We start from the raw sequence: 25,571 nt of genomic DNA, 5'->3' as shown, positions 1-25,571 counted from the left end.
GACTACCAGCCGACCGGCCGCCCACCCGGCCCACAACGACGATGACCCCGAACCCAATCGTGGGTTCGGGGTCATTCCGATGTCCTGCGACATCACAGCGTGCCCCCGGCAGGATTCGAACCTGCGACACCCGCTTTAGGAGAGCGGTGCTCTATCCCCTGAGCTACGGAGGCAGCGAAGTCAGCCTAGCGGGCCGAGCAGGGGAGATGTCGGGGCCCTGCATGGTGATGGTCGCCAGTGCTGCCTGACCTGCGATGATTCCCTCCCAAGCGGTTCGGAGCAGTCCCGATCACTCCCATTCCGTACCAGGCACTACGTCCCCGTGACGTCCCCACCGGGCCCTCGTGTCCCCGTTCTGTCCCCGCTGGCACGGTCCGGCTTCGGCCCCTGACCGGCGACGGTCCGAGGCTCCAGGGAGAGGCGCCAGTCGTATTCGGTGAGCACCGCTTGCCCTTCGCGGTGAGGTGGCGGACCGCCTCTGCGGAGCCCATTTTGGTAAGGCGGTCCCTGGACTCCACCAGGGCCCCTACCCTGCGGCCATGCCGAAGGAGACAGTCATCCAACGGGCCGCCGCGGCTCTGCTCACCTCTCCGCACTCCTTGACCGATGCGGTCGCTGAGCTTCCGAGGGCTGCCGGACTGTACGCCTGGTGGGCGCCGTCCAACGTTCTTCCGACGTTTCCCGGGCGGGCGAACCCCGCGGATCCCGGGCGTCGGCTGCTCTATCTCGGTAAGGCCACTCGGCTCCGCGACCGGATCGCCTCGAACCACCTGAAGCGCTCGAGAAGCTCCACGCTGCGCCGGACGCTGGCTGGGCTGCTCATGCCCACTGAGGGCTATCGGACGATGTGGACGGACCGGGTGGTCCTTGTTCCTGAGGACGAGGGACGCCTCACTGAGTGGATGCACAAGCACCTTGCCCTCAGCTGGGTCGAGAACCGCGAGCCGCGCTCTGTGGAGCGGGAGCTAATCTCCTGGTTCCGTCCGCCCCTCAACATCACTGGTGCTGAGCAGGGCGCTGTGCTCGACGCGGTCAAGCAGGCACGGTTGAGGTACTACGGGAGTGCCGGTCCTCGGCCGACTGGCTAGGGGCGGAGGTGTCCGCTCTGTCGCGCCTGCGAGACACGGTGATCAATAGGTGGCACTGGGGTGCCTCGTCGGGCAACGTTTACGCACCCGCTTCGCCGTAAAAATTACGAAACGTGCATGGTGTCGATCTGGCCATTATTTGGGGGCCACTACCTGCTTCGGAAGCATGGAGCGTAGGAGTTGGCTGGTGTGCCGGGGAGTCGCGTGCGGGGCGTGAGGCGATCGGGCTTGAGGTGGCTGGGTGGACAGGATCTCGCTTCAGCGCTCTGATGCACTATTGAGCGCGATGACAGGGGGCTGAGGAGTCAACGTGACCGAGCTTGATGAGTTGTTCCGTGACCCACTCCCGGATCGTGACTCGTACGTTCTGGGGCAGGCCATCCCGTTCAACCCCGACCAGTGGATCGCTCGGCTGCCGAGCAATGAGTGGTGGCCAAAGCGCTTGGCCGCACTGCCCCGTGTAGGGCGTTGGCCGGCTGTGGACCGGCGGACCGTTTTCCAGTTGGCCGAGCATGTCGGGACGTTGGAGGGCAGGCGAGACCTGCTGATAGCTGCCCTCGTATGGGGTACCGGGACCAATGCTCGGGAGGTTGCCCGCCGTGCGCGGATCTTTCACGAGAACGGCCTCGAGTGGCTGGATGAGCGGATCTGTGGGGCCAAGGATGAGATCGATCGTGGAGACCCGGTTGCTGCCTATTTGGTGCTGAACGACCGGGACTTTCGGGTGAAGCACTTCGGCCCGGCGTTCTTCAGCAAGCTGCTGTACTTTCTCACCGCTGACCGCCCTGTGGGTGAGCGTTGGCCTCTGATCCTCGACAGCAACGTCGCGTTGGCGCTCGATGAGCTGTCGCCTCACAGGTGGGAGGCCGACGAACGATGGGACTCGAAGAAGTACGCGATCTATCTCGAGCTGGCTCACTCGTGGGCTGAACGGTGGGGAACTGAGCCCGATGTAGTGGAGCGGAGGCTCTTCGACAGGGGGAAGCGGCTCGGGAGCGGCGCCCCGTAGACATCACGGGGCGCCTGCCTCCAACCGGCTCGGATCACGCTCTCGTCAGTTGATATTCCTGGCCGATGGCCTGGATACCGGAGGCTGGCGCGGTGACGTAGCCGATGCAACCGCAGTGCTCGTAGCACCGGGAGTCTTCGGGTGCGGTGCGTGGAACGCTCTGGTGGGCGCCGCGGGCGTGGCCGCAACCGGGGCGGGCGCAGGGCGCATAGTGCCGGTTGTCGTGCCGGTACGCCGAGAGACCGGCTTCGTGGATCGTCTTGCCGGTGCCGTGGGTGGGTTCGGTGTCGGCGTAGCAGCCGGCCCAGCCGGAGTCGTGGTTGAAGGCGAAGGTTCCCGCGAAGGCGAGGGCGCCGCAGCGGCCGCAGCGGTATTGCGGGTTGCCGTGCTCGTCGGGCGGGATGAGCTTGCCGGTGCAGCAGTCGATCTTCAAGGACTCGAGATGGGCGACATGGCGGGCGGTCCGGGCGGCGCGTTCGGTCTCGTAGGCAGACCTGCGGTCCATGGCGGCCTGCTTCTCTCCGAATAGGTCGAGTTGTGTCATGACAGTGCTCAGCTCCATCGACGTGCCAAGGGTGCGGGGCGCGCGCTGGTCGCCCCGCACCCGAGGGTGTTGATCAGTTACTGGTAGGAGACTCGGCCGGTTGCGGCTCCTGTCGCGCTTTGGCGCCCTTCGCTTTGGTCGTCTTGGCGGCCGTCGTCGTAGCGCGTCGGGCTCGAGGCGCGGCTGGTTGCTTCTTCGACTCGGCTGCCTGCCTGCTGGGCTGCGCCTTCTTGGTTGCGCGGCGTGGGGCCTTCTTCGCGGCTGTAGTTTTCGCGGCGGCCTTCTTGGGCTGGGCCTGGTCCGCTGCTCGTGTGGTGTCGCTGCTCGTTGTCTCCCCGGCGACCGCCGTGCTCCCTTCCGCCCCTGCGGTACGGCGGGGGCGCTTCTTGGAGAAGGCGCGGAGGGACGGGCGCTTGCCGTCGAATGCCGGCAGGAGCCGGGTGCGGATGTTCCGCGCGGTGGTCGCGGCAGGTGAGCTGTTCGTGAAGCAGACGCCGACGTTGTAGCGGACGCCGGGGGTCAAGTGTTTGACGCTGTTGGCGTGCGCCTCGGCGTCCCCCGTGCGCTCGAGCTCGCGGGTCGGGACGTCCAGCGCCCAGGTCTGGACGCCCTCCCCGCGCCAGATGTGCTTGATGCCGATGCGACGCCCGTCGGGGTGCGCGAGGTACGCGGACAGACCCGAGTGAGGCTTGCTGTCAGCGTCGACCGCCCAGCCGTCGCCGAGTCCGGCCGCCGTGGCGGCGACGAATTGCGCGAAGTCTGTCGGAAAAACGCGCTGCTTCTTCGGAGGGTCGGTGTCTTTTGACGCGGTCGGCTTTGCTGCGCTCATGAGTTCTCTTTCTTGGCCGTGCGGTGTGATGCCGTGGATTGATCAGGCATGTCTATCTGTCCTTCGGTGGTCATTCAGGTCATGCACCAGCCCGAGTCGCACTCCGCTTCATCGGAGTCAACCAAGGGCAGCGGTGTTGCTACGGGAATGGCTTCGGACAGCGGTTTTCCTCGCCGCGTCAGGTAGGCAGGATCTCTTCCGAGCGCCGCACGCTGAGCAATCAGCGTTGCTTCCAACTCGGTCGCTTTGGCGAAGAGCTCCGGCTCGGTGCGGCGCATCTCCTGCCACTGCTGAAGCGTCTTGAACGGACAGAAGAAGCAGGCACTCTTGGGCGGGATGGGAAGTCCTGCCTGTTCGATGATGCGGACGCAGTCAGTTCGGCGGAGTCCGAGATCCAGGAGGGGGTAGACGATGTTCTCGTGAGGCTCGGCGCGGCGCCTGTTGGCACGGTGCACCTCATCGACCGAAATGCCGATGGCGACCTGGGCTGGGGCGCTCTTGGTAGCACCGTGTTCACGAAGCCAGCGGCCGACGACCTTGATTTTGAAGTCCGCGGTGCAGGAGCGTCGCCCAGGAGCGCCATTACTCATACGGACAGGGATGGGAACGGAACGAGATCCGGGGCGTACGAGTCTCTCCCATAGAGTCTCAGTGGTCCCGTCACGTCTGTGTCGCTCGAGGATATGCAAGGAAATGCCCTGATCTTTTGCGAACGGGATAGCAACATCTCGTACGTACCGCAGCGTTTTTGGGTGCTCGCTGTCGTCACCAACATTGGCGAACAGAAAGGTGCCGAAGTCGATGCGACCCTGTGCGGCAAGGACCAGCAGCGCAGTTGATTGAACTCCTCCGCCGTAGGAGACGACGTTCACGCTGCCGCTCCTTCGAAGAGCTGATCGAGCGCGTTGAGCAGCCGTCTGGTCTTCTGCTCGAAGAGGGCTTGCTCCACGACTGCGTTGCGGTGCTCGATGATTGCCGCACGTTCGGTGAGGGCTTCGCGCAGCCCGCTGTCGGAGTCGGCGAAGGTGTCGGCGCACCAGATTGCGACCTTGGGGCCGAGGTCCCACACGATGGCGTTGACGGCGGCGCAGGACGTCGCCAACGGGTCGATGTCGTTGCCGAACCATCGATAGTCGTGAGTGTTGAGGCCGAGTTCGCGCATGCGCTGTGCCACGGAACGGAACATGCCGCCGCTACCGATGGCTGGTTCGCGGACGGACATGCCCGGACCGCAGAAGTCGTCATCGACGAGGATGTGCGCCATCAGGTCGGTGACGCTCGGGGGCGTGTGGTACTCGCCCCGCCACTTCTTGTCGCCCTTGTGCCGCAGTCCTGTGAGCAGCGGACTGAGGACGTCGGCCTGCGACCGTGCGTAGGGATCGTCCTGGGCGGTGAGATCGAACAGCCCCTTGCTAAGAGCGGTGTGGATCACCGCCTGGACGGCACGGAGTTCGTACTCGTCGGGGTCCTCCTCGACCCAGCGATGGAGCGGCTGGGCGACCTCGATGAGGTCCGGTCGGGCCAGCCACTGGGAGCCCCAGATTTCCCGCAGGAACGGCGGGAGCTGGGCGGGTTCCAGGGTGAGCAGCCAGTCGCTGATGAGCGGCTCCCGGAAGAAGGACAGAGCGGCGACGGTGCCGAGAGGGATGTCCATCCGGCTCCCGCCGTAGTGGCTGAACCACGCGGCGATGACGCTCTCGGCGACCTCACTGGCGTGCTGCTGCGGGTCGCTCGGGAAGGAGCGGCGCTTACGGCGTGAGGGAGAAGCGGGCCGCGGCTTGGGCGGCTGGGCGGCTTCATCCGATTGTCGCTTGGCGCGCTCGTCGAGCTTCTGTTCCACCTCGCCGAACAGGTCGAACTGCACCATGACGCTCACCGACTCCCGGTCTCGGTCGGGGTGAACGGGCGCGGCGGGGCACTGGGCGGAGCGGGTACGGGGCCCGCCTGGAGAATCGCCATGGCTCGGTCGGCGCGCTGGAGGTAGTAGGCGTGAGCCTCGCGGAGTCGCCGCATGCGTTCCTCGTGCTCGGAGATGAGTCCGCCGTACCGGCTCAGGGAGCGGGGCGCGCAGTGGTGTTCGTGGGCTCGGCGCAGTTCGGGCGTCCAGGGCTGCGCCAACCAGTGCTTGGCCAGGGCGGAGACGATGACGGTGGTCCGGCGGGCCGTGCCCTTCGGGGCGTGCATGGGGGCGTTGATGATGAGGCGGTAGGGGCGGAGCCGGAGGCTGCCCGAGGTGAGGGCGGCGCGGGCGAAGGACTCGGTGCCCGCGAGGGTGATGCCGAAGAGGACGGGGGATTCGTCCATCCGGAAGCCGAGCGGTCCGGTGCCGTATCCGACGTGGAGGATCTCCTGCATCGGGTCCTGGTCGGCTTCGGGGTGGTGGTCGGGGTCCCAGCCAAGGGTGAAGGCGCCGATGCCGCTGACGCGGTACACCGCTTGACCGGTGTCGAAGTCGGCGAACTCGGCGACCTTGAGGGCCGGTCCCTCGCCGATGGTGAAGGTAGGCACAACAATGCCCTTCTCGTGATGCAGGCATGGGGGGGTAGGGGGCCGGCCGACGCCGTGGGCTCGGCCGGCCCCTGATGTGGCTTGGGTGTGCGGGGGCTGCTATCCGTGCTGGGCGTGCCAGCCGTTGACGTACGCCCCGACCTCCTCGGCGAGCGGCTCGAGGGACATGTCGCCGGGCGGCTCCCCGTCGGGCGTCGTCGTGTCGTAGACGACTTTGGACTGGCCGTAGACGTTGTCGATGTGGATGGCCTTCCAGCCGCCGACCTCGCTGCGGTCGTCGTGCCAAGGGAGCGAGTAGCGGCCCGCGATGGCGATGTACTGCTCGCCGTCGTCCGAGAGCGGGATGGTGATGCTCAGCTCGTTGCCGCAGTAGTCCACGCCGACGTCCGCGCAGTGCCGTTCGAGGGCTTCGATGACGTCGGTGTACAGGGCGCGGGCCTTCTCTTCGTCGGCGCGGCGCAGGAGCTGGACAGCGCTGAGGTAGTGGAGGGCCATTACTCGATCTCCTCGCCCGGGCCCGGGTTCGCGTCCTCGTCCGCCTCGGGGACGTGATCGGCGCAGACCAAGGACAGGGGTTCGCCGTCGCGCGGGAGATCCAGCTCGGCCTCCTGATCCTTGTGGCACAGCAGGCAGGTCATGGAGACGGTACGCACCATGCGGAGCGGTCGGATCGGGGTGTTGGCCGGAAGGTGCATCGGTTCAGTACGGCCGTGAAGGGTGAGGGTGAGGAGAGCGAGCTCGGGCGAGAGGACGCTTTCCTCGATGTCGGCCACGATCAGCGCGGTGCTCGGTGCGTCCGGGAAGACGAACACGTCGCCGGGGCGCAGTTCGTGGGCGTACACAGGTCTGGTGAAGCCGAGGGTGACCACGGCGTATCTGCTCATGCTGGACGTTCTCTTTCCATTGCGGCTTGGGATGGTTGGTCGCCTCCGGTGGCCGTCTCGCACACGGCGCCGGAGGTGTCTGGCTAGTCGTCGATCAGGTGCACAGGGCTGCTCAGCGGGCCACGGTCGAGCTCTGCGGCGATGTGGGGTGGAACGCGGGGCACCTGGGCGGCGTGGAGAGTGAGCTCGCCGTTCACGAAGTCGATGGCGACGGTGCCGTCTGGCTCGACGCGGGTGACGCGCCCGTACAGCGGCTGCTCGGGGTGTTTGACCCAGTCATCGACGGTGAGCGGGGGCAGATGCTGCGGGCACCGGCCGTGGTCGCGCAGGGACAGGTGTGGGGCTGAGGGGTGCCAGCAGGGTTGTCCGTCGGGGCGAGGGTGTTCGCAGCCGCGGGCGATGTGGCCGTATCCGTCGCAGCGGATCAGGACAGGAGTCGGCCACGGCTCTCGGGCACGCACGACGGCGAAGGTGACGGCACCGCGCGGGCCCTGGTCGTGGTGGGCGAGGTACTCGATGGTCAGGCCGAGCGTCATGGGCCAGGTCTTCAGCACGTGGGCGGCGATGGTCTGGGCGTGTACGGCGGGTACGGAGGGGCTCAGCGACCTCTCGAAAGGCAGGGACATGACAGTTCACTCCTTGCCGCTGCTGGTCTGCGGGAGGAGGAAGAAGGCGGTGCGTTCCCTCGGGCCGCCGACGCGCGCCAGACGCTCCGCCCGCAGATGCGGAACGGCGTGGATCTGCTGGATGAGCGCCGTGATCTGCCGCTCGGTCTCCACCGGCCATAGCGGATGCTCGTCGGTCGCCTGAACCGGCTTTCCGATGGCGCCGCCGAACTCGGAGAGCTTCGCGCAGACGATGTCGCGCACACGGCATGTGTTGCGGACGAGGTCGACCGTGAGTAACTGGGCGTCCGGGTGGTGAGCTCGAACGAGCTCGGCGATTCGCACTGCTCGGTCAGTCGGCGGGAGGTCGAGCACTCGATGCCCACCTGGCTTCGGCTGAGGGCGTACGGCACTCCACGCCGCCGACTGCCGTCCGGCGAGAGCCTCGGTCAGATCGTCGGCGATCTCTTGTAAGTCGAGGGCGCTGGTGTCGGCGTCACGGGGTACGTCGAGGATCAGTTCCTCCGTGCCGCCGTGGTGTGTGGCCCACAGCCCGTGCAGCTCGATCGTCTGGTGGCGTGAGGAGCGGTCGAAGGTGAGATGGGTAGTCTCCGGGTATGCATCGAGGATGCGCGCGGTGACGTGGTCGAGGACGGCGATCTCGTAATGAGCCTGGGCCTCGTTGAAGGCGTCGACGGCGAGCGTGCGGTAGCGCAGGGCCGTGGCTGTGGCGGCCCGGTTCGCTGCGATGTTGGTCATCAAGGATGTCCTTCCAATGGTGACTTCGGTCAGGGCCGAGCGGTCTTGGTGGAGGAGGGGGCGCGGTACGGGAAGACCAGCTGCCACAGCTGCCCCTCGTGTTCGGACGTGACGTCCACGCACGGGGTCAGATGGCGGCTGCGCAGGTGCGGCAGGGCGTAGAGCTGGGCAAGGACAATGGCCAGTTCGTGGGAGACCTCGTGCGGCCAGGGGCTGTCTTCGGCATCCGGCGAACAGCGGGGGCACGGGATGTCGACTGCCTTGCCGCCGCTGAGCGTGACCTGCTCGAAGCCGACGGCGATGCCCCCGTGGTCCGCTTCGAAGCGACAGATCAGCGATTCGGCGTCCGGGACGTGACGACGGACGAGCGCAGCGACTGTCGCGGCGCGATCGGCCGGCGGGAAGGTGATCCAGCGACGGTCGCGGTACTCGTAGCTGGGATGAGGCTCGACGAGGCCCCAGCGGTAGAGGAACGAGCCCGCCAGGACGCGGTTCAGCTCACTGAGGAGTTCGTCGATGTCCAGTGGCCCGTCGCGCCAGCTTTCCTCTGCGTCGTCATGGGGGTCGTACAGGAGACGGCAGGTCCCGATCGCGGATTCCTGCGCGCTCCAGATGCCATGCAGCTGGACGTCACCCTCCGCGTCGAGGCTGACCTCCAGGTGCTGGGCCTCGGGGTGGGCCAAGCGCACGCGGGCGGCGATGTCGTCGTGGATTGCGAGGAAGAGAGTCTCGCCCGCCCGCATGTAGGCGATCGCGAGCTCATTGAGCGGTAGCTGGGTGGGGCGAGGTTGTGGCTCATGCACGGGAGTTGGCTCCTCGAAGGTGTGTAGGAACGGTCAGTGCGCGCGGCGCAGGACGACGGCGGTCGCGTTGTCCGGGCCGTTGATCCCGACGTCGTGGGCGAGGAGTGCGGCGCCTTCGTCCGGGTCGTCGCAGAGGAGAGCGGCGATGATGGTCTGTTCGTCGACGCTCTGGCTGACGCCGTCAGTGCACAGCAGGACTCCGGCGGCACTGTGCGCGGGCAGCGAGGTGGTCACGAACTCGTGGTGCGCGACGGTGCGCGTGACCTTGCGGTCGTATATCGGCAACGGGCCGCGCCGCGTGGTGTGACGGCGGATGCGCTCGCCGAGCGAGTGGTCGTAGGTGGCGCGTCGGAGCTCCCCGCCGGTGGTGAGGAGGTAGGCGCGGCACAGACCTGCCCAGGCGAACCGCACGCGGCTGTGAGCAGGGTCGAACAGCGCGGTGACGATGGACGCGTCCGCGGCGATGCCGCTGGCGGCCAGCTGCTCGCGGGCCCTGGTGCAACCGGTCTCGGGTGTGGAGTTGAGCGCCGCGCCGACCGCCTCTTTCGCGACCAGCTCGGCCGCGTCGGCGGCCTCCGCGGTGTCGCCGATGCCATCGGCGACGGCAACGGCGATACGGCCGGTGGCCTGGTCGTCGGCGACGGCGAATGCGTCCGCCTGTGCGTCGCGGCGGCCTTGCAGCTGGGCGCTGGCCGCGCGCCACAGCGTTCGGGGCATGACTGGAGTCCTTTGCATACGAAGGGAATGCGGGGCCTGCCCGGGGCCGGGCGCCGCTCGCACCGGCGCGCGGCCCCGGGCGGAAGCTCAGCTGCTACGGCACCGAAACCGCGTCGAGGTCGGTGGCCTGGGCGGTGAACTGGGAACACGAGCCGAAGCGTTCGTGCAGCGTGTGCTCCCTCTCCCACTGGCCGCAGCGGGCGCAGGCGGGCTGCATGTGCTTGGGGGCGGGGCGCGCGACGTATGCGCCGCGCAGATCTCCCTCGGTGAAGACCACGACCCCCGTGGCTTCCTCGAGGCTCGCCGCGCCCTGGCCGCGTCTGGTCGCCTCACGCAGGGTGATGCGCAGCAGAGCTCCGGACCAGTCGAAGCCCGGGCTGCTGTCCGCCTGCGGGCCCTCGTAGGTGACGCGGTACGCCGGGTACGTCGCCTCCTCGGGGTCGGTGAGGGGGCGGGCCCAGAACTGGACGGGGCGGTCGTCGTCGCACTGCTCGGGCAGCGGCGCGACCGCGGAGACGATGCGCATGAGCAGCTTGCCGTTGTCGCCGAGTCCGGCCAGGCGAGCCGCTCGGGCGCACAGCTCGGCGAAGCCGGAGACGCCGTACGTGGCGAGCCATCGGTCGGGCGTCAGTTCCCCGCCGAAGTTCGTCCTGTAGTCGGCGCGGTCGCGGCGCTGGACGGCGGCGATGATGCTGACCGCTCGGTCGATGACGGGCGGCGCGATGCCGTACTTGGCGGCTTCGGCGTGCAGTAACTGCTCGCGGGTGGGCTGGTCCATTTCGCTCTCTCCTTTGCGGTTACTGGGCCCCGCTGCTCCCGGGCCCAGTGGGTGCGGGTGGCTACGGGAGGTGCGTGAGCCGCTGGCCGAAGTGCTCGGCAGCGGTGCCGTGCAGGACGCTCAACCGGGCCGAGAGGCGCTTGCCGAGCGTGCGGCCGTTCATGTCGATGCCGCTCTCGTTGCTGACGGACTCCAGGCGCCAGCGGCGGTGGCCGTCGTCGAGCGTGAAGTCGTACAGCTCGCCGGGGCGCGAGCCGCGCAGGGTCAGGAGACGCACGGACCTGCCGTCCACGTCGCTGCGGAGGGTGGGCGGGCCCTGTACGCGGGCGGCGGCCACTATCGCGGCGATGTCGGACAGGGGGAGGCTGCTCATCGGACTCCTCGCACTTTGGTTGAGGTTTTCAACACGTTGAAACGTTGTCTGTCACCACACATGTCGCGGGTGTATGTAAGCGCCGTGTTCCGTCAGGCGTCCCGGTGCAGATCCGTGTGGCCGGTGATCTCGCGCAGGGCGCAGACGAAGAGTCGACCGGCGCCTTCGACGCCGATGACACCAGTGATGAACTCCACCGGGGTCACCTTGCGTCCGATCGCCTCGCCGTACGCGCGAGCCAGGGCTTCGGTGGTCGTGCGCGCCTGCTCCTGCGCCTGTGCGAACTGCTGAGGTGTGACGCCGCGAGCGGCGAGTCTGCTGGCAAGTGCGCGCCGCTCGCCGGTGGTGAGGTGTCGGAACACTGGGTGCGTCCTCCGATGGTGAGATGTGGGTGGCGACATTGATAATATTTTATCAATTTTGATTACTCTGCGTCAAGTGTTCTATATGGAGGTGCGGTACTTCGGGCACGACCGCGCCTGACGGCCTCGCGCGCGGCTCGGCGCGGACCGTCGAGAGCGCCCCGAGCCTCAAGTTCCGCGACGCGGGCACGCTGCGCCCGATCCTCGTCGAACCACCGACGGTCACGGCCCCGAGCCCGCTGGCTCTCCTCGTGCTTCTCCTGAGCCGCGGCAGCGGCGCGCCGGGCACGTGGACTGGTGCCACAGCCGCGGCAGTTGGCAGCGGGAGAGTCCGGATGTGCCGCGCAGCTGCCTGTCGCCACTCGGCCGCCATCGCCCGACGGGGGTAGGGGGTGGTTCTTCTGGTGGTTCTCTGACGGTTCCCCGGCCAATTTGGCCGGTTCCTCTGCCGAGTCTGGCCGCTGGTCAGGTTGGCCGGTGGCCATTTTGGCCGCCTGCTTCGCCCGCCTTCCGCTGCCCTTCTTGCTCCCTGTCTCGGCCGCCGGCGAGGCGCCGGAACCAGGAAGCGGCGGAGGCTTCTGCGGGCGTGGCGCGTGAATGGTGTAGCGGTTGCTGGTGCGCCGCCCGTCCGAGAACCGGGCGTGGGAGACGATGAATCCCTCCTGCTCCAGCCACTCCAGATGGCGGCGGACGGTGCGTTCCCCCTGGCTCGTCTTCTCCGCCAGGGTGGTCTGTCCGGGGAAGCAGGACCAAGCCTCGTCGGCGTAGTCGCATAGTGCGAGCAGGACCAGTTTCGCGCCCGGCTTGGGGATGTTCTGCCGGAAGGCCCAGGCCATGGCCTCGATGCTCAACTGCCTGCCTCCTGTTTCCTCCAAGCGGCCCGCCAGCGGGTGATGGTGCGAGGCTCTACGTGGAGGCGCTCGGCAATCTCTTCCGTGCAGAGTTCGGCACGGGTCATGAGCTGGGCGGCGAGCTCCTGCTCGGCCTCATTGAGTCGGGGGAGCGGAAGGTCCCCGTTGACGACCCGCTCGACCGCGAGGAAATCGATGCCGGGCACACCAGTGGCGGTGGTGCTGACGTAGACGCGACGGGTGGGTTCGCGGGTGGAGTCGGTGCCTCTGATGACGAACGGGGATGCCGCGTTATGCGGCCGGGCTGTGTAGGTGATGGGCATGATCGCCTCACTCCTCGGTGAATGACGGATTGCCGCAAGGGGCAAGCTGGCCCTCGCCCTCCAGGACGGCGAGGGCCTGTCCGGGCAGCCCGATGCGCAGGAGGTGCTCGGCCTGGGCAGTGATCTGCTCCAGGGCGACCGCGGTCGTCCGGGCTCGGTCACGGTCCGCGAGTGCCTGGGCAGCTTTGGCACGCCAGCCGGATGCCTCGTCCCGCAACTGGGAGGTGATGGGCATGAAGACGTGCACGATGGAGTCGATGACGTCGGCGGCATGGTCCGCGTACGCCATGCGTGGCCAGCTCGTGGTGAGTGCGTCGACCAGACGTTGCCGGACGAGGTCCGGAGTGAGCGGACACGGCGGTTCGGTCGGGTCGGTGGGTGGTACGGGTCCGTCCAGAATCGCCACGAGGTGGAGCAGCAGCCCGATGACGTCGACATCGGTGGTTTCGAAGACCGCGATCTCGCGCTGTGTACGTTCGATGCGCGACTGCGCTCCGAGCAGCGCGGCGCCGGACGCCCGTCCGTAGAGCGGTAAGACGGCGAGGCAGGCGTCGGCCACTTTGTAGTGCGTCGTCGCGGCAGTGGAGGACAGCTGGGCCAGTGGATGGCCGTCGTACGTACGGGCCAGGATGTCCGCGAGGCGTTCGCGGGGTGTGGGCGTGGACATGGATCCCCCTCCAGGGCTGTGTCCGAATGAGCAGGTGTGGAGCAGGGCCACGGGCCCCTCAGTGACGCAACGCCGTGGCCCCACAGGCGTGCGGTGGTCAACCCGCCTCGGGGACCCGGGAGACGCTGATGGTGCGGGAGGTGCGTCCGCCGGGCCGCAGAGGGGTCTCGATGCCGAGGCCCTCGAGAACGCGGATCATCGCCTCGGGGTCGGGCTCGGGCGGTCGTGGTTTGCCGCCGGACCAGGACAGCTTGAAAGCGCCGTAGGTGCCAGGGTCGGCAGCATCCAGCATCTTGCGGGCTTTGGCCTTGCGTTTCTTCGCCGCACTTTCGATCTCGGCGGCATCGGCGTAGGCGCCCAGGGCCTCGGTGATGGCGGCCGTGTCCTCTGCAAGGACCGTCTGCGGGGCGCGGTCGTCGGTGAGCTGGTCCAGGTTCCAACAAGCCGACCTGAACGGACAGTTGTCGCAGATGATAGACAGCCCGGGGCCATCGAGGTCGCGTGGCATGGCCTCGGGTTCGGGGCTGGCCAAGACGTCCTCGGCCCACGCCAGGGCTTGTTTGGTGACGTCTTCGTCGTACGTGCGCTGGTGGACGACGACCTGACCGTACTCACGCCCGACGTAGCGCAGACGTACGACGTCGACAGGCAGCGGTTCGCCAGTCGGCAGCTCCGGGTGGTCCTTCAGGCCGCCTGTGCGGAGCAGGTGCGCGTACAGGTGAACCTGGAACCACTCGGCCTGGCTGGGGCCCTGGCGTACAACGACGTCGAGGGCCCGGGTGCTCTTGGTCTTGATGTCTTCCACAACGCCCACACCGCTGAGCTGTAAGCCTTCCGTGGCCCTGTGACTCAGGGCTTGGCGGTGAGGGTGGCTGTGATCCGGGGCCCAGTACGCATCCGCGTGCCCCAGGATCACCCCGTCGGTGAGTTCCAATTCGGTCCAGGCGCCGTACTGCTCTCGCAGCACCCGCAGGATGCCTTCGTGCAGCCAGGTGCCGAGGATCGCAGCATGCATGTTGTCATCGAGGTCGGTCGGCCAGGTGCCGTGGACCTCGTAGGCGGCGCGGCGCCTGCACAAGCCGATCGACGAGGGACCGAGGAGGCGCTGACGGGAGCGGGGTCTGGCGCGGTCATCGCGGTGTGCTCCCTTCCACAGGTCGGGGATCGGAACCCCGAGGGGCTCGGCAGTGCTGTTCGTGGTCATGGTGATCTCGCACTCTGTTGGGAGGTTCTGGCCGTACTGCCTGGCGGGCTGGAAGGGCTACTGCGCCGGGTCGGCGGTGGCCTTGCTCCGGGAGGACTTGCGGGCCGACGTCTTCTCCGTGGTGCTCTTCCGCGTCGTGGTCTTCTTCGCGGTGGTTTTCCGCGATGCCGCCTTCTTCGCCGGGGCACGCCGACCCACGGATGGCGCGTTGGCCGTTGGATCGGCCGGGGACGGGGTGTCATCACCGGTCCGGCGGTCCGGCTGCAGCGCGTCGAGGAGGGCGCGCAGCTGTTCGGCGCTGGCGTCCTGGTATGAGACGCCGAAGTCGTCGAAGCACCGCTCGTTGACGGCATCGAAGCCCATGTCGATGCGGCTGGCGAGCTGCTGAATGTCCGTGCGCGCCTTGTCGAGTTCGGCGTGTGGATCCACCGGGGGCGGGGGTGCCTCGCTCTCCTGCGCCGACTCGTCGCCCGACGTTTCATCGCCGCCGGGGGCATCGAGAACCTCGCCCTCGACGACATCGCCTGTGAGCGGCCTCCCGCTTTCCCGCCGAGGCTCGTCCGGCCTTTCTGCGCTTTCGCTCGTCTTCAGTCGCGAGGCAGCAACGTGGACGCGCTCGCGGGATTCAGCCGCGTCGGCGGCATGCATTTCCTCGTCGACGTGCAACCCCGACAGGTCCGCGGGGCAGGCCCGGCGCAGGGCGAGGGCCTCGGCAACTTTGCTCAGCTGGCTGGCGGGCATCTGCGGCCACAGGCCGCCGAGTTTGTACTCCTGTGCCTCGTAGTCCCACACCTTCGGCGCGTACTCCCGCCAGTGGGCGACGGCGGGAAAGCGGGAGTCCCCACGCCATACGACGACCTTGCACGCGGCCGGAGGCTCGTCGCGCAGCCACACCGTGTGCTCGCCGCCCCCGGCGTCGTACCAGACGAAGTCCTCGTATGCGATGGGCTGCCCGGCCCGGTCGGCGGCCCGGCGGGCGATCAGCCGGTACCCATCGATGCCGGTCTGGATCGTCCAGCGGATCTCTCCGCGCGACTTGCGCTTGATCATGTAGATCTGTCGACCGAACGGGTCGAGTCCCGAAGCCTTGCAGTAGTGGAAGAAGATCCCCAACTGCGCCGGAACGGCCTCGGTGAGATCCGGGAACGCCGCGCGCAGCGCGCGTAACTGCTGGTCCTCGAACGCCTTCTGGTCCTCGCGGATCGCGAGCCAGGTGACCGGAGTATCGGCCACATCCCCTCCAAGCATCTTGAACCTTTCAAGGTGTTCAACTGTCGCGACACATGTCGTGCTCAGTTGATGTTGATGTAAATCTATTTCACTTGATTCTGGTCGTCAAGTTCGGAATATGTTTCGGCATTGCTTGAGCGGAGGGTGCGTAGCTGGAACACGCTCGCCCATTCCGGGTGTCTCGCGCACAGGAGGCGCGCGTAGCGTGAGGTGAAGTCGTTGTTCAGTCGGAACGGTCTGTCGTGCGAGGCGTCAGGTGATGACCATCGAAGCTGCTCGAACAGCGCCTTGACGCCGATGCGGCCGCCGCCGGCCTCGATCCAGCGTGCTGTGAGGAGTTCCAGGGCCTCGAGTATCCAGGGGTGTGCGGCATGGAAGTCCTCGAAGCGTTCATCGATGGTCGGTTCGCTGCGTGGGTGGGTGTGGGTGGGGTCTGCTATCCCCAGTGGTAACTCTGGCTGTCGGTACATGCTGCCGTTGCCGATGCTTGGCTTAGATCTGTCACTACACATGTTGTCGGCATCTTAGAGGGGCGGCCTCTGGAAGTGTTGTGTGTGGGCCCTTGGTTTGGCAGGGCGTGTGCCAGCGCGGGGCCGCTGCGGGCTTCCTGGCTGGCTCACACGCCAAACGTCAATCACCGTGCGTGCGCGCGTCGTTCGCACCCGTGTACGGTGCCGTGAGCATCCCGTCACGGCTCTGCGGAGGGGCGAACTTGGATCTCCAGCACCAGACGTCGAACTTCGTCAATGCGTCCTGGTCGATGGTGAGGCTGCGTGATCTGATCTTCGAGATGCTGAGTCTGCTCTTCACCGAACTCAGTGAGCACGGGGGTATGGCCGGTGACGACGAGGCGGGCCGGGCTTTCGCGGCGGTGTACAAGGAAGCCGTGAAAACGGTCTTCGACAAGTCCGTCTTCGCCCACCAGGTGATGGCCAACGGTGCCGGTGCCCTGCTTAAGGCATCCGAGGAGTTCCTGAAGAACGAGAGCAAAACAGCGGCGCAACTCCTCGGCAAGAGCCCTCAGGACCCGGGCATCGGTGACCAGCCATCCGGACCCGACTGCAACCCACGTGCCAGCCACAACGCCGAGGAACTGCCCGATGTGGTCGGCGAAACCAGCGGCACCGACCAGTACTTCTTCAACGAGCGCTTCCTGGGCCAGCCGGACAAACTCCGCGCCGTCGCCAAGACCTGGCGCAGCGCCGCGAAGATCCTCGAAGACGCCTACTGGGACTCCGACACGGCGTGGAAGACCGCCAACCTCGACCAGGTCGGCGAGACCGCGGACGCGGTCGAGGACTTCTTCAAGAAGTTCGTCGGCAAGACCGCGCCGCCGAGCGCGGTGGGCGAGGACGAGACGCTCATGGCGAACCTTCCCACCGCCTGCAAGATGCTCGCCAACGCGTGTGACGCCTACGCCGGTCACATAGAGACCGCCAAGGAGCGCCGGGCCATGGAATCCATGCCCCTCACCGGAGAGCCTCTCTGGCCCTGGGAACAGCCCAGGTTCGGAGGGGACGGCCACGATGGTGGCCTGCACGAGGCCATTGCCGGTGACACGCGGATCGCCGCCCTCGGCAAGATCCCTGCTGCCTTGGATACTGCCAAGTCCAGGGTGAAGATGCCGCAGCCCGACAACGGCGGCCTCGTGCCACCCGGTCTGCCGCCGTTCCTGGCTCCGCTGATCCGTGTCCCGACCCTTGTACCGGTCGGCTATCGCCCTTCCCAGGGCGGCCCGCGTGTCCAGCCGATCCCCCCGGGTACGCCGCCAGACCCGCGCTATCCGCCGCTCACGCCTGGCGAGCAGAAGAAGTTCCAGACCTGGCTGAGCTCGCTGCGGCCGGGTGAGGTCTCGGGCGGCAAGCCGGCGGAGGTCGCCTACCAGAAGCGCGTGTCCGGTTCCCCGGAGTACGAGGTCCCTATCCCGCCCGGCCACAGCGTAGGGAACACGCTGATGGTGGATGGTTTCCGTGATCTCGACGGGATGGCCGTCGAGGCGAAGTATGTCCACAAGCCGAACCAGCGCTGCTACCGCTCGCTCGACGAACTCCGCGAGAACCATGAGAAGGGGAAGAAGGACTTCCTCTACTACAAGGACCGCAACGAGCTGAAGAAGTACGCTGCCGCGCTCGACGATCCGAGGAACACGGAGATGCGAGGAGTCGAGACGGTCACGAACAACCAGGAGTCGGTCCAGTACTGGCGCGTCATGATGGCCGCCTACGGTGTCAAAGGCCACGCCCGCTACGTACCCTGACCACCGCTGCCCCGCCGCACAGGAAGCACCGCGCCACGATGGAACCGGAAGAGATCGCCGAACTCCGCACCATGTACATCTTCAGCCCGCCGGAGGGGCAGAGCTGGGGCCTGACCTACGAGGGTCTGGAGGCCCTGCTGCTTGAGCGCAACCCGGAGGAGTTCATTCGCGTCGACGATGGCTCCGACGGCCCGGTCAGCGGATCGTCCATGCACTTCGGGATCACCCTGGACGACGAAGAGCTGGAAGGCATGGCCCTGCTCTCCCCCGAGGGCGTGTCCGTCATGGACTGCACCGTGCACACAGCAGCCGCCTTCGCCATCTGGCTCTCGAACAACCTGGTGCCGACAGGTGTGGCCGTCGCCTTCAACACGGAATGGGGCCTGGAAGCCGAACTGCCGGACACTCCCGTTCCAGAGGCGACCCGCCCACGTATTGCCGCCGCGTTCGTGGAGCACCTCAAGGCCACCGGAGACCTCGACTGAACCCGGAGATCGATGGCCTTCCCTCGTGACCGACGAACCGTGCGGCCTGTCACGGGGCGGCGAGGTGCCTCGGCGGCACGTGGCGTTACCGCTTGGGCCGTACGGTCATGGAGAACCCGGAGCTCAGGAGCTCAGCCGCGAACTTGGTGACGTCCTCTGCGGTGTGTTCGCCGGGTGTGAAGGTCCGAGCCTTCGGAATCGGTGGAGGTGTCGGCTTCGGCTCAGCGGAAGGCTTCCGCCCACGAGGCTTGATCTGTTCGCGCTCCCCGGCCCGGATGCGGTCGATCGCCTCCGGGACTGTGATCCGTCCTCGCTGCTCCGCGTCCGCGAGGACGGTGTCCAGCAGCCACAGTGGTGAGCCGGAGATCGTCGCGTCCTCGGGTGCGAAGCTCTTGCGCACCCGCCACTGATAGACGTCCATGTACTTCTTGCCGAAGATCCAGGGAATCTCCCTGAGCCCGATGATGTCCGGCAACTGCTGGGGTTCGCCGACCTCGTATCCGTTAGAGATGCGTGCCTGGTACTCCTGCACCCGCTCCGTCGTGTACTCACGCGATCCGTCCTCAGCGAGCCTGAGCACCGTCGGGAGCAGCCAGTACGGATTCCCGGAGATCACGACATCTGGGTCACCGAGCACGCCCCGCGTCTTCCATAGCTGCGATGTCTGGCGTTCCACCTCGTAGAGGAACGCGATCTCCGCGTGCCCCAGAAGGTAAGGGAACCGCTTCTTCGCCACGACGCCTCCGGGCCACCTCGTGCATAAAACAAACTTGATGCGTCAAGCATAGTTGAAGAGGTCGACATGCTGGGTCGGCGGGAGCACGCGGTTGAACATGCCCAGCCGGCAGGCTTACGCTGAGCGTCTCTTTCCATTGCGGAACAGCGCCCCGTGATCTGACTCGCACTCTGCCCGGGGCGCTGCCGCGTTCAGCCCGCGTCACACTCGTATGTGGACCAGGAGCCAGGCGGCAATGCCGATCGCTCCGGCGCCGTCAGCGGCCGGTCGCCGACCAGGCGGCGACACCGAGAGCGGCAAGACCGGTGAGGACGCTGATGGTGGGGAGTGGCCAGCGCGCGCGTTCAAGGGCGATGACTCGTGCGTCAAGTTCCTCGATGGCCTTGTCGACCTGGTCGGACCGCTGGACCAGGAGCGCGAGTTGACCGTCGATGCGCGCCAGCCCGACCTCGAGCGCACGCCGGAGTTCGGCGAGCTCCAGAGCGACCTCTCCGTCGGGCATGGCGTCCGTTCCGTTCAGTTGATGGTGGTGCCTACAGGGTCGCTCTTGGCTGGCAGCCACGAAGCCGTACCGGCGCGGCCGAGGAGGGAGCCGATGGCGCCCTTGACCACGGCAAGCCCGGCGGGAATCGCGGCGATGGCGGCCGACTCCAGCGTGGAGAGGGCGATCACGTTGGTCGCTCCGGAAGCGAGGAGGAGGCCGAGGAACGCCTCGACGTACGTGAGTACGGCGCGCTCGGCGATGTCGGCGAAGAGCTTGGGTGCACTACTGGTGGTGGCCATGAAGCATGGTCCTCTCGGAGTATGGATCAGGATTTGGGGACGCGGAGCCTGGCCCAGCTCGTCGGGCCGGGGATGCCGTCTGCGTCGTCGCCGGAGTAACCGAGCTTGCGCTGCCAGGCGGCGTACGAGCGGCGATCGCCCTCGGTCCAGCTGGGGCCTGGGCCACGGCTGTACGTGCCGCAGCCCTCGGCGACGAGCCGCTTGCCCATCGCGGTGATCAGGGCTGAGCGGCGGCCGGGGCGGAAGTAGTCGGAGCCGGGGAAGGGGGCGTACGCCGTTTCCGGCTCGTTCTCCTGGGGCCTGGTGCCCGTCTGCTTGCCGCCCAGGAGTTGGGCGACGGCGGCACGGAAGGCGTCCATCGCGAAGCCCGCAGGGTCCGGCTTTCCGGGCTGCCACTCCTTGTGGCCGATGACCGAGCGTTCGGTCCAGCCGTGAGCCCGACATAGGGCGGCGCTGACCTTGTGCATGGCATCGAGCTGGACCTGGGGCCAGCTCTGGCCCTTGCCGGTGTTGATCGCCTCGAAGCCGTAGAAGTGAGGGTTGCCGTCGGTGTTTGCCTCGTTGTCCTGCGGCAGGATCTTCTCCGCGATGACGGCCTTCAGGACGTCGTCGTCACCGAGCCCAGCGTGGTTGGCGCGGCCGTAGCCGACGAGGTGCACGGTCCCGGAGCGGTCGATGACGCCGTGGCACAGCGGACCCGGGAGCGATGTGTAGCCGGTACGGCAGAGGTCCACCATGCCGGCCTCTGTGGTGTACGAGCCGGTGTGGTGGATCATCACGCCGTTCACCGGCCCCCAGGCGCCCTTGTGGTTGCGGTTATGGGTACGCCAGGTGCCATGCTCGACGACGCGGACGCCGGACTTCTTCAGAACGGTGAGGAACTTTTCTGCGGACAGTGGCTGTGCCACGTCGGAACGCCTTCTCCCCGCGCCTCGGTGCACTGCCTGATTCGCCAGGAGCCACCTGGCGGTCCCTCGAGAAATCGCCCCTGAAATGGCCGACGCGCATGTACCCGAGCGGAGGGTCGCTCGAGCGCGCGGAGCCTAATGCATGGCGTGCTGCTGTGTCCCCCGTAGCAGATGATCGAGCCGCCAGTAGGGGCGCTTCTGCCATCGTCTTTCACCGGCAGACGCCGCACCGTGACGAGACAGAGGCTGACAGATGCCGAACTCAGCTACCCCCGGAGAAAGAGGTTCCCGAGCGGACACTCCATCCGCGCCAACCGCAGTGCTGCGACGGCTCCCTGGAAGGGTACAACCACGTGAGAAAGTCTTGAGGGAGTACCAGAAAGCCAATGCCGAACAGCGCAGCCGTATCCCGGCTGCTTTGTGGGCGTTTCTGGCTCCGGATCCGGAGGCGTTCTACCGCTGGCGGGTCCAGCTTGAATGCGGGTGTATCACCGAAGTAATGACGCATGGCAGTGAGAAGCTGCCGGGCGAGCAGCGGTGGTGCGACGTGATACACAAGGCATTGCGTCCCGCTGGTCAGATGCTATGCCCACATGAGGACTCGCCCAGCCCGTACCGGGACATTGTCGAGTGGGGAGAGCGCAGTGAGGTGTCCTTTCCTGCGGATCCTGTCGAACCACCGGACTGGACTGACGCGAAGACCTGGGCTGCGATCCGTCACGAGGAGCCGCACACATCGGCGTTCTGGATGGTGACGCTGTCCTGCGGGCATTGTGCCGAGGTCATAGCTCCGAACCTGGGGTGGAAGCCCGCGGACGGCCCCGAGAGGGCCAGCTCGAAGAGGCTGCCAGAGATGAAGGCCAGTTTCGAAGAATACTGGGCGTCGCACCCGGACGATGAAGATGAGCGCGAGCGCAAGCACACGAGCAGGATGCTCGCGGAAGGCTGGCCATGTCCGGCCCCTGAGCAGCTGTGTCACACATGTACTTTCGCCCAGTGGATCGTGGCTTATCAACGCGTCGGCTGGCTTGTCCCACGGAAGTCGGAGCCGAATCCCCCGAAATCTCCGTCCCGCGCGATTCTGCAGCGCCGTCTCCGCCAGGCTGAGACCGAAGCCAAGCAACTGCGCGAGCAGCTGGCGGAGCTCGACGAGGGGAATGCCTCGGCCGAGAACAGCTGATCGTGAGCGGGACCCGACCGTACTCGTGAAGATGTGGCTGGTGGGCCACTACGTCCCGTCGATCAGCCGCTCCGCGAGGTAGGGCGAGAAGGTACCCGCGGGGATCCCTGTACCGACGCCGCACGAGCCGTCCGAGTCCCCTGGAGCCTTGATCCACAGGAGGTAGTCGGCGCCGCCGACGCCGATCGAGCTGGGGACACCGAGGCGGCGGCCGACGGGGTTGCACCACTCGACGTGCTGCCCTTCGGCGTCCATGGCGCCGCTGCCGTTGCGGGAGGTGTCGACGACGAAACCCGCCTTCGGGACGCCGAGGCGGGCGAGCTCCGTCGTGATCTGCGTCGCGTACGTGCAGCAGACGTCGACAGCGTCGAAGTTCGCGACGTTCACCGCAAAGCCGCGTACATGATCGACGCCTGCGTCCCTCAGACGGACGGCCATCTCGGCGGGGCGAATCCATGTGGCGTTGCCACCGTCGAGGTAGACCGTGGTGGCGGGCAAAGCGCTGAGGGCCTGGGCGGCGTAGGCGACCAATGCCGTTCGCTCGCGGCGGGCCGCATCGCTGGGGAGGGCGCCGAGTTGGGCGAGCGAGTCGGGCTCGACGATGACGAGGGATGGACGGTCGGCGATGGCAGCCGCGGCAGCATCGATCCAGGCTCGGTACTCCTCCGGCGATAGAGCGCCACCAGCGCTCTGGCCACCGCTGTCGCGGTTGTACATGTTGTAGAGGGTGATGATGGGCAGCTGGCCCTTGGCGGCCGCGGCCGACACGTACGCGTCGATGTCGGCTTTGATGTCCTCGTTCCAGTCCCCGAACCAGCGCGCTCCGGGGCGGCGGACCAGAGAGCGTTCAATCTTCTTCGCCCGCGGGTCGTCCGGGTTGGCAGAGAGCCACTTCGCCGCGTTGGAGTGCGGGTCTACGTAGAAGCCTTCGTGGACTGTCGAGCAGGTCAGCCGGACCTCTGTCAGGTAGACGGTCACCGCGGTGGCCTGACCGAACTGGAAGGAGATCTGGCCGGTGGCCGTGTCCAGCGTCGAGGTGAAGGGAAATGTGAAACAGGTGTCCGCGGTGCTTAGCGTCACCGTCTTGTCGATCGTCGGCGTCCACGGATCGGCACCCAACCCGACCTGGGCGCGCAGTGTCGTGCCGGGCTGGCTCGCCCGGGCCGTGAAGGACAGCGTGTAGCGGCATTCGGCTCTGAGTAGGAGGTTGTCCTGGCCGACCAGGGCGTCCCAGAGGTTGACCGCCTCGGTGGATGTGGTGGCTTCCAGGCCAGTGCCGGGTGTGGCCATGGTGACGTACGCAGGGTCGCCGGCCCACCAGCCCGTCGTACCGACTGTGAAGCTGCCGTTGGTGATGAGGTCCCCGTAGCGTGCGGGCACTGGCCGTCCCTTCTTCCTGGGGTCATTTCGTGTAGGTGACGCGCAGCTTGGGCGGGTAGGTCTGGCCCACTCCGCGGGCGCGGCCGTAGTGGGTGCGGTTGGTGGTGTTGGGGTCCAGGGCGATGCCCCGCCACTTCGTCGAGTCGAAGACGGACGTGATGTCGACCCATTTGCCCTGGTTGCGAGACCAAGTGACGTTCTTCGCCTCGGTGTCACAGGAGAACCTCGCCGGGCGGGAAGCGTGCGAGTGGGCCCGGATGACAGCCGTGCCACCTGCGGCGTAGTACCAGTGCTCGAAGTAGAGGTAGACCTCGGCCTTCTGGATCGTCGCCCCGGACAGGTCCGTGGCGAGTTGCGTTGGAAAGCCGATGAGGCTGGCCTGGATGCCGTTGTTGGAGCTGTAGTAGCCCTGGAGGCAGCCGCTGCCGTAGTAGGCGTTGTATCCGGAGCGATTCGCATACGAGCCGGACCACGACGCCGTGTACGTCCTGGTGTAGGTCCGCGTGGGTGGCTTGCTGGTGCCGCCTCCGGTGTTGTAGTCGCCAGTCTCCCGCACGTAGGCGCCGATGTCCTCGACGTACAGCACCCCAGGGCTGTTGGAGGCGCCGTACAGGTCGACGTACTGGCCGTCCGGGCCGTACTGGTTCTTGAAGGTGATCAGCAGTCGGTGCAGGCCGGAACCGAGCGCGGTACCGGAGCGGACGAGTTCGAGGCGGACTCGTGTCGAGTTGCCGATCGCCATGTGGTGGGTGGCCAGCTGGAGTTGGGGTGAGGCGATGGTGGGAGCGTTCGCTCCTCCGTCGCGCAGGCGCAGCTGCAGCTCGCCGCCTGCGGCCGAAGGGTCGGCGATGGCGTCGAAGACGATCCGGTACATGCGGCTGGTGTCCGCCTCGAAGGCCAGCTCGACGAAGCCGTACTCGCTGCCGGTGGTGCGTACGGAAGTGGTCTGGTAGTCGATCGCGACCAGGCCGCGAGCCTGTGCGCTGAAGAGGGCCGTCACCGGATCGCCGCCGACGGTCAGCTCTCCGGCGACGTTGAGGTCAGCGAAGCCGGCGTTGCCTGTGGTGTCGATGGTCGCCACTGCTTGGCCGCCGCTGCGCAGTGTCAGGTACTGCGGGGCGCCGGTGACCAGGGAGACCGCCGTCTCGCCGGTCTCGTCGTACAGGCGTAGCCCGTCGGGGCCGAGCTCGGCGCGGGCGCCGCCGACGATCCGGCCGAAGATGGTGTGCGCCTCGGCGTTGTCGAAGACGGCCCAGCCGCGGGTGGCCGCGGACGCCTCCAGCGCGATCACCGCCTGGGTGGTGCCCTGAGGCGCGGCGACCTGGCCGGTGATGCGCTGCCACATCCCCGGGATCGCGTCCGCCCGTTCCACCACGCCGTAGCCGAGGACGGTCCCGGCCGCGTTCTCCCACCGGGCGAGGATCTTCACGGCCTGGGCGTCGAGATCATCGGAGACGAGCACATCGACCGCAAGGTACAGCTGGGCGCCGGCCAGGACTGGCACCGTGGCCAGCGGGAGGGTGAAATACGTGGCCGTGTCGGCGAGGCAGTCCACACGGACGCCGACGCCGGTGCGGTTGCCGGGCGCCAGCGACCAGGGCGCCCCAGCTGCCGCCACGGCGCCTGCGATCACCGCGCTCTCGAAGCCGGGATCCGGCACCAGGTTGGTGCCCTGTCCCACGGCGATCTGGTCCGGGGTGACCGAGCCGACCGCGAGATGCCGAGTGGCGACGGCGCCCACGGCGATGTGACCTTGCTGGACCACGCTGTTGCCGAGATCGGTCGAGCCCGCGCGCCGGGCCGCTTCGCGGGCTGCGTTCGAGGGCAGGCTGGGAGTTCCGGAAGTGTTGACCGCGATCAGCCGCACCCAGACGTCGCCGTAGTGGTCGGTGGCGATGGTGACGGAAGCGCCCGACGCGGCCTCGATCGTCGCGGCGGGCCACATCACCTCCGGCTCGGCGTCGTCCGAGGTCAGCAGGTGCACCTGGACCCGGGAGAGGTCCAGCGGCGCCGCGTCCGTGTCGGTGAAACCGCCGTCCCAGGTGACGCGCAGTCCGCCGAGCATCGGCTCCACCTTGGGTGCCGACGGGACGGGCGGACGTGGTCCGTTGACCGCGGTCACACCGCTGGTGCCGTCGGGCTGCTGACCGACGATGGCGCGCAGCGAGCCGCCCGCGTCGTACACCTCGATCGCGCCGTCCTCGATGGAGGAATACGCCAGACGGCTGGAGCGGGACAGCGCGGTCAATCGGCGCTCCAACCGCGCGAGGCGGGTGGCGAGGGCGGCGAGGTCGTCTGGCATGGCTGG

The 25,571-nt window shown here is 67.4% G+C and carries 31 protein-coding genes and 1 tRNA gene; 5 read left to right on the top strand and 27 right to left on the bottom strand.

What is annotated here, in order from left to right; translation table 11 throughout:
* Positions 1-100 precede the first annotated feature (100 nt).
* Positions 101-173, bottom strand: a tRNA-Arg gene (locus LCH29_RS30020).
* Positions 174-539: 366 nt separating this feature from the next.
* Between LCH29_RS30020 and LCH29_RS30015 the strand changes: the two genes are divergently transcribed.
* Both LCH29_RS30015 and LCH29_RS30010 read left to right on the top strand, forming a co-directional pair.
* Complete coding sequence (locus LCH29_RS30015; protein WP_446464837.1) at positions 540-1,088, top strand: GIY-YIG nuclease family protein; 549 nt, start codon at positions 540-542, stop codon at positions 1,086-1,088.
* Positions 1,089-1,398: 310 nt separating this feature from the next.
* On the top strand, positions 1,399-2,097 hold the full coding sequence (locus LCH29_RS30010) for an 8-oxoguanine DNA glycosylase OGG fold protein (protein WP_446464836.1): 699 nt from the start codon (positions 1,399-1,401) through the stop codon (positions 2,095-2,097).
* Between the two features lie 34 nt (positions 2,098-2,131).
* Here LCH29_RS30010 and LCH29_RS30005 read toward each other — a convergent pair whose 3' ends face one another.
* The 20 genes from LCH29_RS30005 to LCH29_RS29910 form a co-directional block, all read right to left on the bottom strand.
* Entirely contained in the window at positions 2,132-2,641 is a 510-nt protein-coding gene (locus LCH29_RS30005) for a hypothetical protein (RefSeq protein ID WP_446464835.1), read from the bottom strand.
* Between the two features lie 73 nt (positions 2,642-2,714).
* Entirely contained in the window at positions 2,715-3,470 is a 756-nt protein-coding gene (locus LCH29_RS30000) for a hypothetical protein (protein WP_446464834.1), read from the bottom strand.
* Between the two features lie 74 nt (positions 3,471-3,544).
* A complete protein-coding gene (locus tag LCH29_RS29995; protein WP_446464833.1) occupies positions 3,545-4,342 on the bottom strand; it encodes a phosphoadenosine phosphosulfate reductase in 798 nt (265 codons plus the stop codon).
* A complete protein-coding gene (locus LCH29_RS29990) occupies positions 4,339-5,337 on the bottom strand; it encodes an N-6 DNA methylase (RefSeq protein ID WP_446464839.1) in 999 nt (332 codons plus the stop codon). Before LCH29_RS29990 ends, LCH29_RS29995 begins: the two co-directional genes overlap by 4 nt.
* Before the next feature lie 5 nt (positions 5,338-5,342).
* Complete coding sequence (locus tag LCH29_RS29985) at positions 5,343-5,978, bottom strand: hypothetical protein (protein WP_446464832.1); 636 nt, start codon at positions 5,976-5,978, stop codon at positions 5,343-5,345.
* 99 nt (positions 5,979-6,077) lie between these two features.
* Positions 6,078-6,473: a hypothetical protein gene (locus tag LCH29_RS29980; RefSeq protein WP_446464831.1), complete on the bottom strand. Its 396-nt coding sequence runs from the start codon at positions 6,471-6,473 to the stop codon at positions 6,078-6,080.
* Positions 6,473-6,862, bottom strand: a complete 390-nt coding sequence (locus tag LCH29_RS29975; RefSeq protein ID WP_446464830.1) for a hypothetical protein — start codon at positions 6,860-6,862, stop codon at positions 6,473-6,475. The genes LCH29_RS29980 and LCH29_RS29975 overlap by 1 nt, the downstream gene beginning before the upstream one ends.
* 83 nt (positions 6,863-6,945) lie before the next feature.
* A complete protein-coding gene (locus tag LCH29_RS29970; protein ID WP_446464829.1) occupies positions 6,946-7,488 on the bottom strand; it encodes a hypothetical protein in 543 nt (180 codons plus the stop codon).
* Positions 7,489-7,494: 6 nt separating this feature from the next.
* A complete protein-coding gene (locus tag LCH29_RS29965; RefSeq protein ID WP_446464828.1) occupies positions 7,495-8,226 on the bottom strand; it encodes a hypothetical protein in 732 nt (243 codons plus the stop codon).
* A 29-nt stretch (positions 8,227-8,255) separates the two neighbouring features.
* Positions 8,256-9,029: a hypothetical protein gene (locus tag LCH29_RS29960; protein ID WP_446464827.1), complete on the bottom strand. Its 774-nt coding sequence runs from the start codon at positions 9,027-9,029 to the stop codon at positions 8,256-8,258.
* A 33-nt stretch (positions 9,030-9,062) separates the two neighbouring features.
* Positions 9,063-9,746: a PP2C family protein-serine/threonine phosphatase gene (locus LCH29_RS29955; RefSeq protein ID WP_446464826.1), complete on the bottom strand. Its 684-nt coding sequence runs from the start codon at positions 9,744-9,746 to the stop codon at positions 9,063-9,065.
* 94 nt (positions 9,747-9,840) lie between these two features.
* Positions 9,841-10,524 carry a hypothetical protein gene (locus tag LCH29_RS29950; RefSeq protein WP_446464825.1) on the bottom strand — a complete coding sequence of 228 codons (684 nt, stop codon included), beginning with the start codon at positions 10,522-10,524 and terminating at the stop codon, positions 9,841-9,843.
* 61 nt (positions 10,525-10,585) lie between these two features.
* Positions 10,586-10,897 (bottom strand): hypothetical protein, encoded by a 312-nt coding sequence (locus LCH29_RS29945; RefSeq protein ID WP_446464824.1) that lies wholly within the window; start codon positions 10,895-10,897, stop codon positions 10,586-10,588.
* Positions 10,898-10,989: 92 nt separating this feature from the next.
* Positions 10,990-11,259, bottom strand: a complete 270-nt coding sequence (locus LCH29_RS29940; protein ID WP_446464823.1) for a hypothetical protein — start codon at positions 11,257-11,259, stop codon at positions 10,990-10,992.
* 62 nt (positions 11,260-11,321) lie between these two features.
* A complete protein-coding gene (locus LCH29_RS29935; RefSeq protein WP_446464838.1) occupies positions 11,322-12,095 on the bottom strand; it encodes a helix-turn-helix domain-containing protein in 774 nt (257 codons plus the stop codon).
* 11 nt (positions 12,096-12,106) lie between these two features.
* Positions 12,107-12,433, bottom strand: a complete 327-nt coding sequence (locus tag LCH29_RS29930; RefSeq protein WP_446464822.1) for a helix-turn-helix domain-containing protein — start codon at positions 12,431-12,433, stop codon at positions 12,107-12,109.
* Positions 12,434-12,440: 7 nt separating this feature from the next.
* On the bottom strand, positions 12,441-13,100 hold the full coding sequence (locus LCH29_RS29925; RefSeq protein WP_446464821.1) for a hypothetical protein: 660 nt from the start codon (positions 13,098-13,100) through the stop codon (positions 12,441-12,443).
* Positions 13,101-13,197: 97 nt separating this feature from the next.
* Positions 13,198-14,304 (bottom strand): PD-(D/E)XK nuclease family protein, encoded by a 1,107-nt coding sequence (locus LCH29_RS29920; protein ID WP_446464820.1) that lies wholly within the window; start codon positions 14,302-14,304, stop codon positions 13,198-13,200.
* Between the two features lie 57 nt (positions 14,305-14,361).
* Positions 14,362-15,537 (bottom strand): recombinase RecT, encoded by a 1,176-nt coding sequence (locus LCH29_RS29915; protein WP_446464819.1) that lies wholly within the window; start codon positions 15,535-15,537, stop codon positions 14,362-14,364.
* Positions 15,538-15,617: 80 nt separating this feature from the next.
* Positions 15,618-16,004, bottom strand: coding sequence for a hypothetical protein (locus LCH29_RS29910; RefSeq protein WP_446464818.1), 387 nt, complete (start codon positions 16,002-16,004; stop codon positions 15,618-15,620).
* 173 nt (positions 16,005-16,177) lie between these two features.
* Between LCH29_RS29910 and LCH29_RS29905 the strand changes: the two genes are divergently transcribed.
* Both LCH29_RS29905 and LCH29_RS29900 read left to right on the top strand, forming a co-directional pair.
* Positions 16,178-17,791 (top strand): restriction endonuclease fold toxin-2 domain-containing protein, encoded by a 1,614-nt coding sequence (locus tag LCH29_RS29905; RefSeq protein WP_446464817.1) that lies wholly within the window; start codon positions 16,178-16,180, stop codon positions 17,789-17,791.
* Positions 17,792-17,829: 38 nt separating this feature from the next.
* Entirely contained in the window at positions 17,830-18,276 is a 447-nt protein-coding gene (locus LCH29_RS29900) for a hypothetical protein (RefSeq protein ID WP_446464816.1), read from the top strand.
* A gap of 85 nt (positions 18,277-18,361) precedes the next feature.
* On the opposite strand, the gene LCH29_RS29895 is transcribed toward LCH29_RS29900, so the two are convergent.
* The 4 genes from LCH29_RS29895 to LCH29_RS29880 all read right to left on the bottom strand — a co-directional run bounded on the left by LCH29_RS29895 (position 18,362) and on the right by LCH29_RS29880 (position 20,703).
* The gene (locus LCH29_RS29895) at positions 18,362-19,012 is read right to left on the bottom strand and encodes a hypothetical protein (RefSeq protein ID WP_446464815.1); all 651 of its coding nucleotides are present in this window, start codon (positions 19,010-19,012) and stop codon (positions 18,362-18,364) included.
* 256 nt (positions 19,013-19,268) lie between these two features.
* Positions 19,269-19,514 carry a hypothetical protein gene (locus LCH29_RS29890; protein ID WP_446464814.1) on the bottom strand — a complete coding sequence of 82 codons (246 nt, stop codon included), beginning with the start codon at positions 19,512-19,514 and terminating at the stop codon, positions 19,269-19,271.
* A gap of 14 nt (positions 19,515-19,528) precedes the next feature.
* Positions 19,529-19,795, bottom strand: a complete 267-nt coding sequence (locus tag LCH29_RS29885; protein ID WP_446464813.1) for a hypothetical protein — start codon at positions 19,793-19,795, stop codon at positions 19,529-19,531.
* 26 nt (positions 19,796-19,821) lie between these two features.
* Entirely contained in the window at positions 19,822-20,703 is an 882-nt protein-coding gene (locus tag LCH29_RS29880; protein WP_446464812.1) for a peptidoglycan-binding protein, read from the bottom strand.
* 364 nt (positions 20,704-21,067) lie between these two features.
* On the opposite strand from LCH29_RS29880, the gene LCH29_RS29875 reads away from it, so the two are divergent.
* On the top strand, positions 21,068-21,883 hold the full coding sequence (locus tag LCH29_RS29875; RefSeq protein WP_446464811.1) for a hypothetical protein: 816 nt from the start codon (positions 21,068-21,070) through the stop codon (positions 21,881-21,883).
* A 48-nt stretch (positions 21,884-21,931) separates the two neighbouring features.
* Here LCH29_RS29875 and LCH29_RS29870 read toward each other — a convergent pair whose 3' ends face one another.
* Positions 21,932-23,263 (bottom strand): glycoside hydrolase family 6 protein, encoded by a 1,332-nt coding sequence (locus LCH29_RS29870; protein WP_446464810.1) that lies wholly within the window; start codon positions 23,261-23,263, stop codon positions 21,932-21,934.
* A gap of 22 nt (positions 23,264-23,285) precedes the next feature.
* Positions 23,286-25,565 (bottom strand): hypothetical protein, encoded by a 2,280-nt coding sequence (locus LCH29_RS29865; protein ID WP_446464809.1) that lies wholly within the window; start codon positions 25,563-25,565, stop codon positions 23,286-23,288.
* Positions 25,566-25,571 lie beyond the last annotated feature (6 nt).

The organism is Streptomyces sp. BRA346, from assembly GCF_052851135.1.
The sequence above is the reverse complement of the archived record's forward strand: the minus strand, read 5'-3'. Positions and strand labels throughout refer to the sequence as shown.

Excerpts from the sequence above, each read along its gene's own strand:
- LCH29_RS30015 (WP_446464837.1), top strand. The coding sequence starts at position 540 with ATGCCGAAGGAGACAGTCATCCAACGGGCCGCCGCGGCTCTGCTCACC.
- LCH29_RS30005 (WP_446464835.1), bottom strand. The coding sequence starts at position 2,641 with ATGACACAACTCGACCTATTCGGAGAGAAGCAGGCCGCCATGGACCGC.
- LCH29_RS30000 (WP_446464834.1), bottom strand. The coding sequence starts at position 3,470 with ATGAGCGCAGCAAAGCCGACCGCGTCAAAAGACACCGACCCTCCGAAG.
- LCH29_RS29990 (WP_446464839.1), bottom strand. The coding sequence starts at position 5,337 with ATGGTGCAGTTCGACCTGTTCGGCGAGGTGGAACAGAAGCTCGACGAG.
- LCH29_RS29980 (WP_446464831.1), bottom strand. The coding sequence starts at position 6,473 with ATGGCCCTCCACTACCTCAGCGCTGTCCAGCTCCTGCGCCGCGCCGAC.
- LCH29_RS29975 (WP_446464830.1), bottom strand. The coding sequence starts at position 6,862 with ATGAGCAGATACGCCGTGGTCACCCTCGGCTTCACCAGACCTGTGTAC.
- LCH29_RS29970 (WP_446464829.1), bottom strand. The coding sequence starts at position 7,488 with ATGTCCCTGCCTTTCGAGAGGTCGCTGAGCCCCTCCGTACCCGCCGTA.
- LCH29_RS29965 (WP_446464828.1), bottom strand. The coding sequence starts at position 8,226 with ATGACCAACATCGCAGCGAACCGGGCCGCCACAGCCACGGCCCTGCGC.
- LCH29_RS29955 (WP_446464826.1), bottom strand. The coding sequence starts at position 9,746 with ATGCCCCGAACGCTGTGGCGCGCGGCCAGCGCCCAGCTGCAAGGCCGC.
- LCH29_RS29950 (WP_446464825.1), bottom strand. The coding sequence starts at position 10,524 with ATGGACCAGCCCACCCGCGAGCAGTTACTGCACGCCGAAGCCGCCAAG.
- LCH29_RS29945 (WP_446464824.1), bottom strand. The coding sequence starts at position 10,897 with ATGAGCAGCCTCCCCCTGTCCGACATCGCCGCGATAGTGGCCGCCGCC.
- LCH29_RS29935 (WP_446464838.1), bottom strand. The coding sequence starts at position 12,095 with ATGGCCTGGGCCTTCCGGCAGAACATCCCCAAGCCGGGCGCGAAACTG.
- LCH29_RS29930 (WP_446464822.1), bottom strand. The coding sequence starts at position 12,433 with ATGCCCATCACCTACACAGCCCGGCCGCATAACGCGGCATCCCCGTTC.
- LCH29_RS29925 (WP_446464821.1), bottom strand. The coding sequence starts at position 13,100 with ATGTCCACGCCCACACCCCGCGAACGCCTCGCGGACATCCTGGCCCGT.
- LCH29_RS29920 (WP_446464820.1), bottom strand. The coding sequence starts at position 14,304 with ATGACCACGAACAGCACTGCCGAGCCCCTCGGGGTTCCGATCCCCGAC.
- LCH29_RS29910 (WP_446464818.1), bottom strand. The coding sequence starts at position 16,004 with ATGTACCGACAGCCAGAGTTACCACTGGGGATAGCAGACCCCACCCAC.
- LCH29_RS29900 (WP_446464816.1), top strand. The coding sequence starts at position 17,830 with ATGGAACCGGAAGAGATCGCCGAACTCCGCACCATGTACATCTTCAGC.
- LCH29_RS29890 (WP_446464814.1), bottom strand. The coding sequence starts at position 19,514 with ATGCCCGACGGAGAGGTCGCTCTGGAGCTCGCCGAACTCCGGCGTGCG.
- LCH29_RS29885 (WP_446464813.1), bottom strand. The coding sequence starts at position 19,795 with ATGGCCACCACCAGTAGTGCACCCAAGCTCTTCGCCGACATCGCCGAG.
- LCH29_RS29865 (WP_446464809.1), bottom strand. The coding sequence starts at position 25,565 with ATGCCAGACGACCTCGCCGCCCTCGCCACCCGCCTCGCGCGGTTGGAG.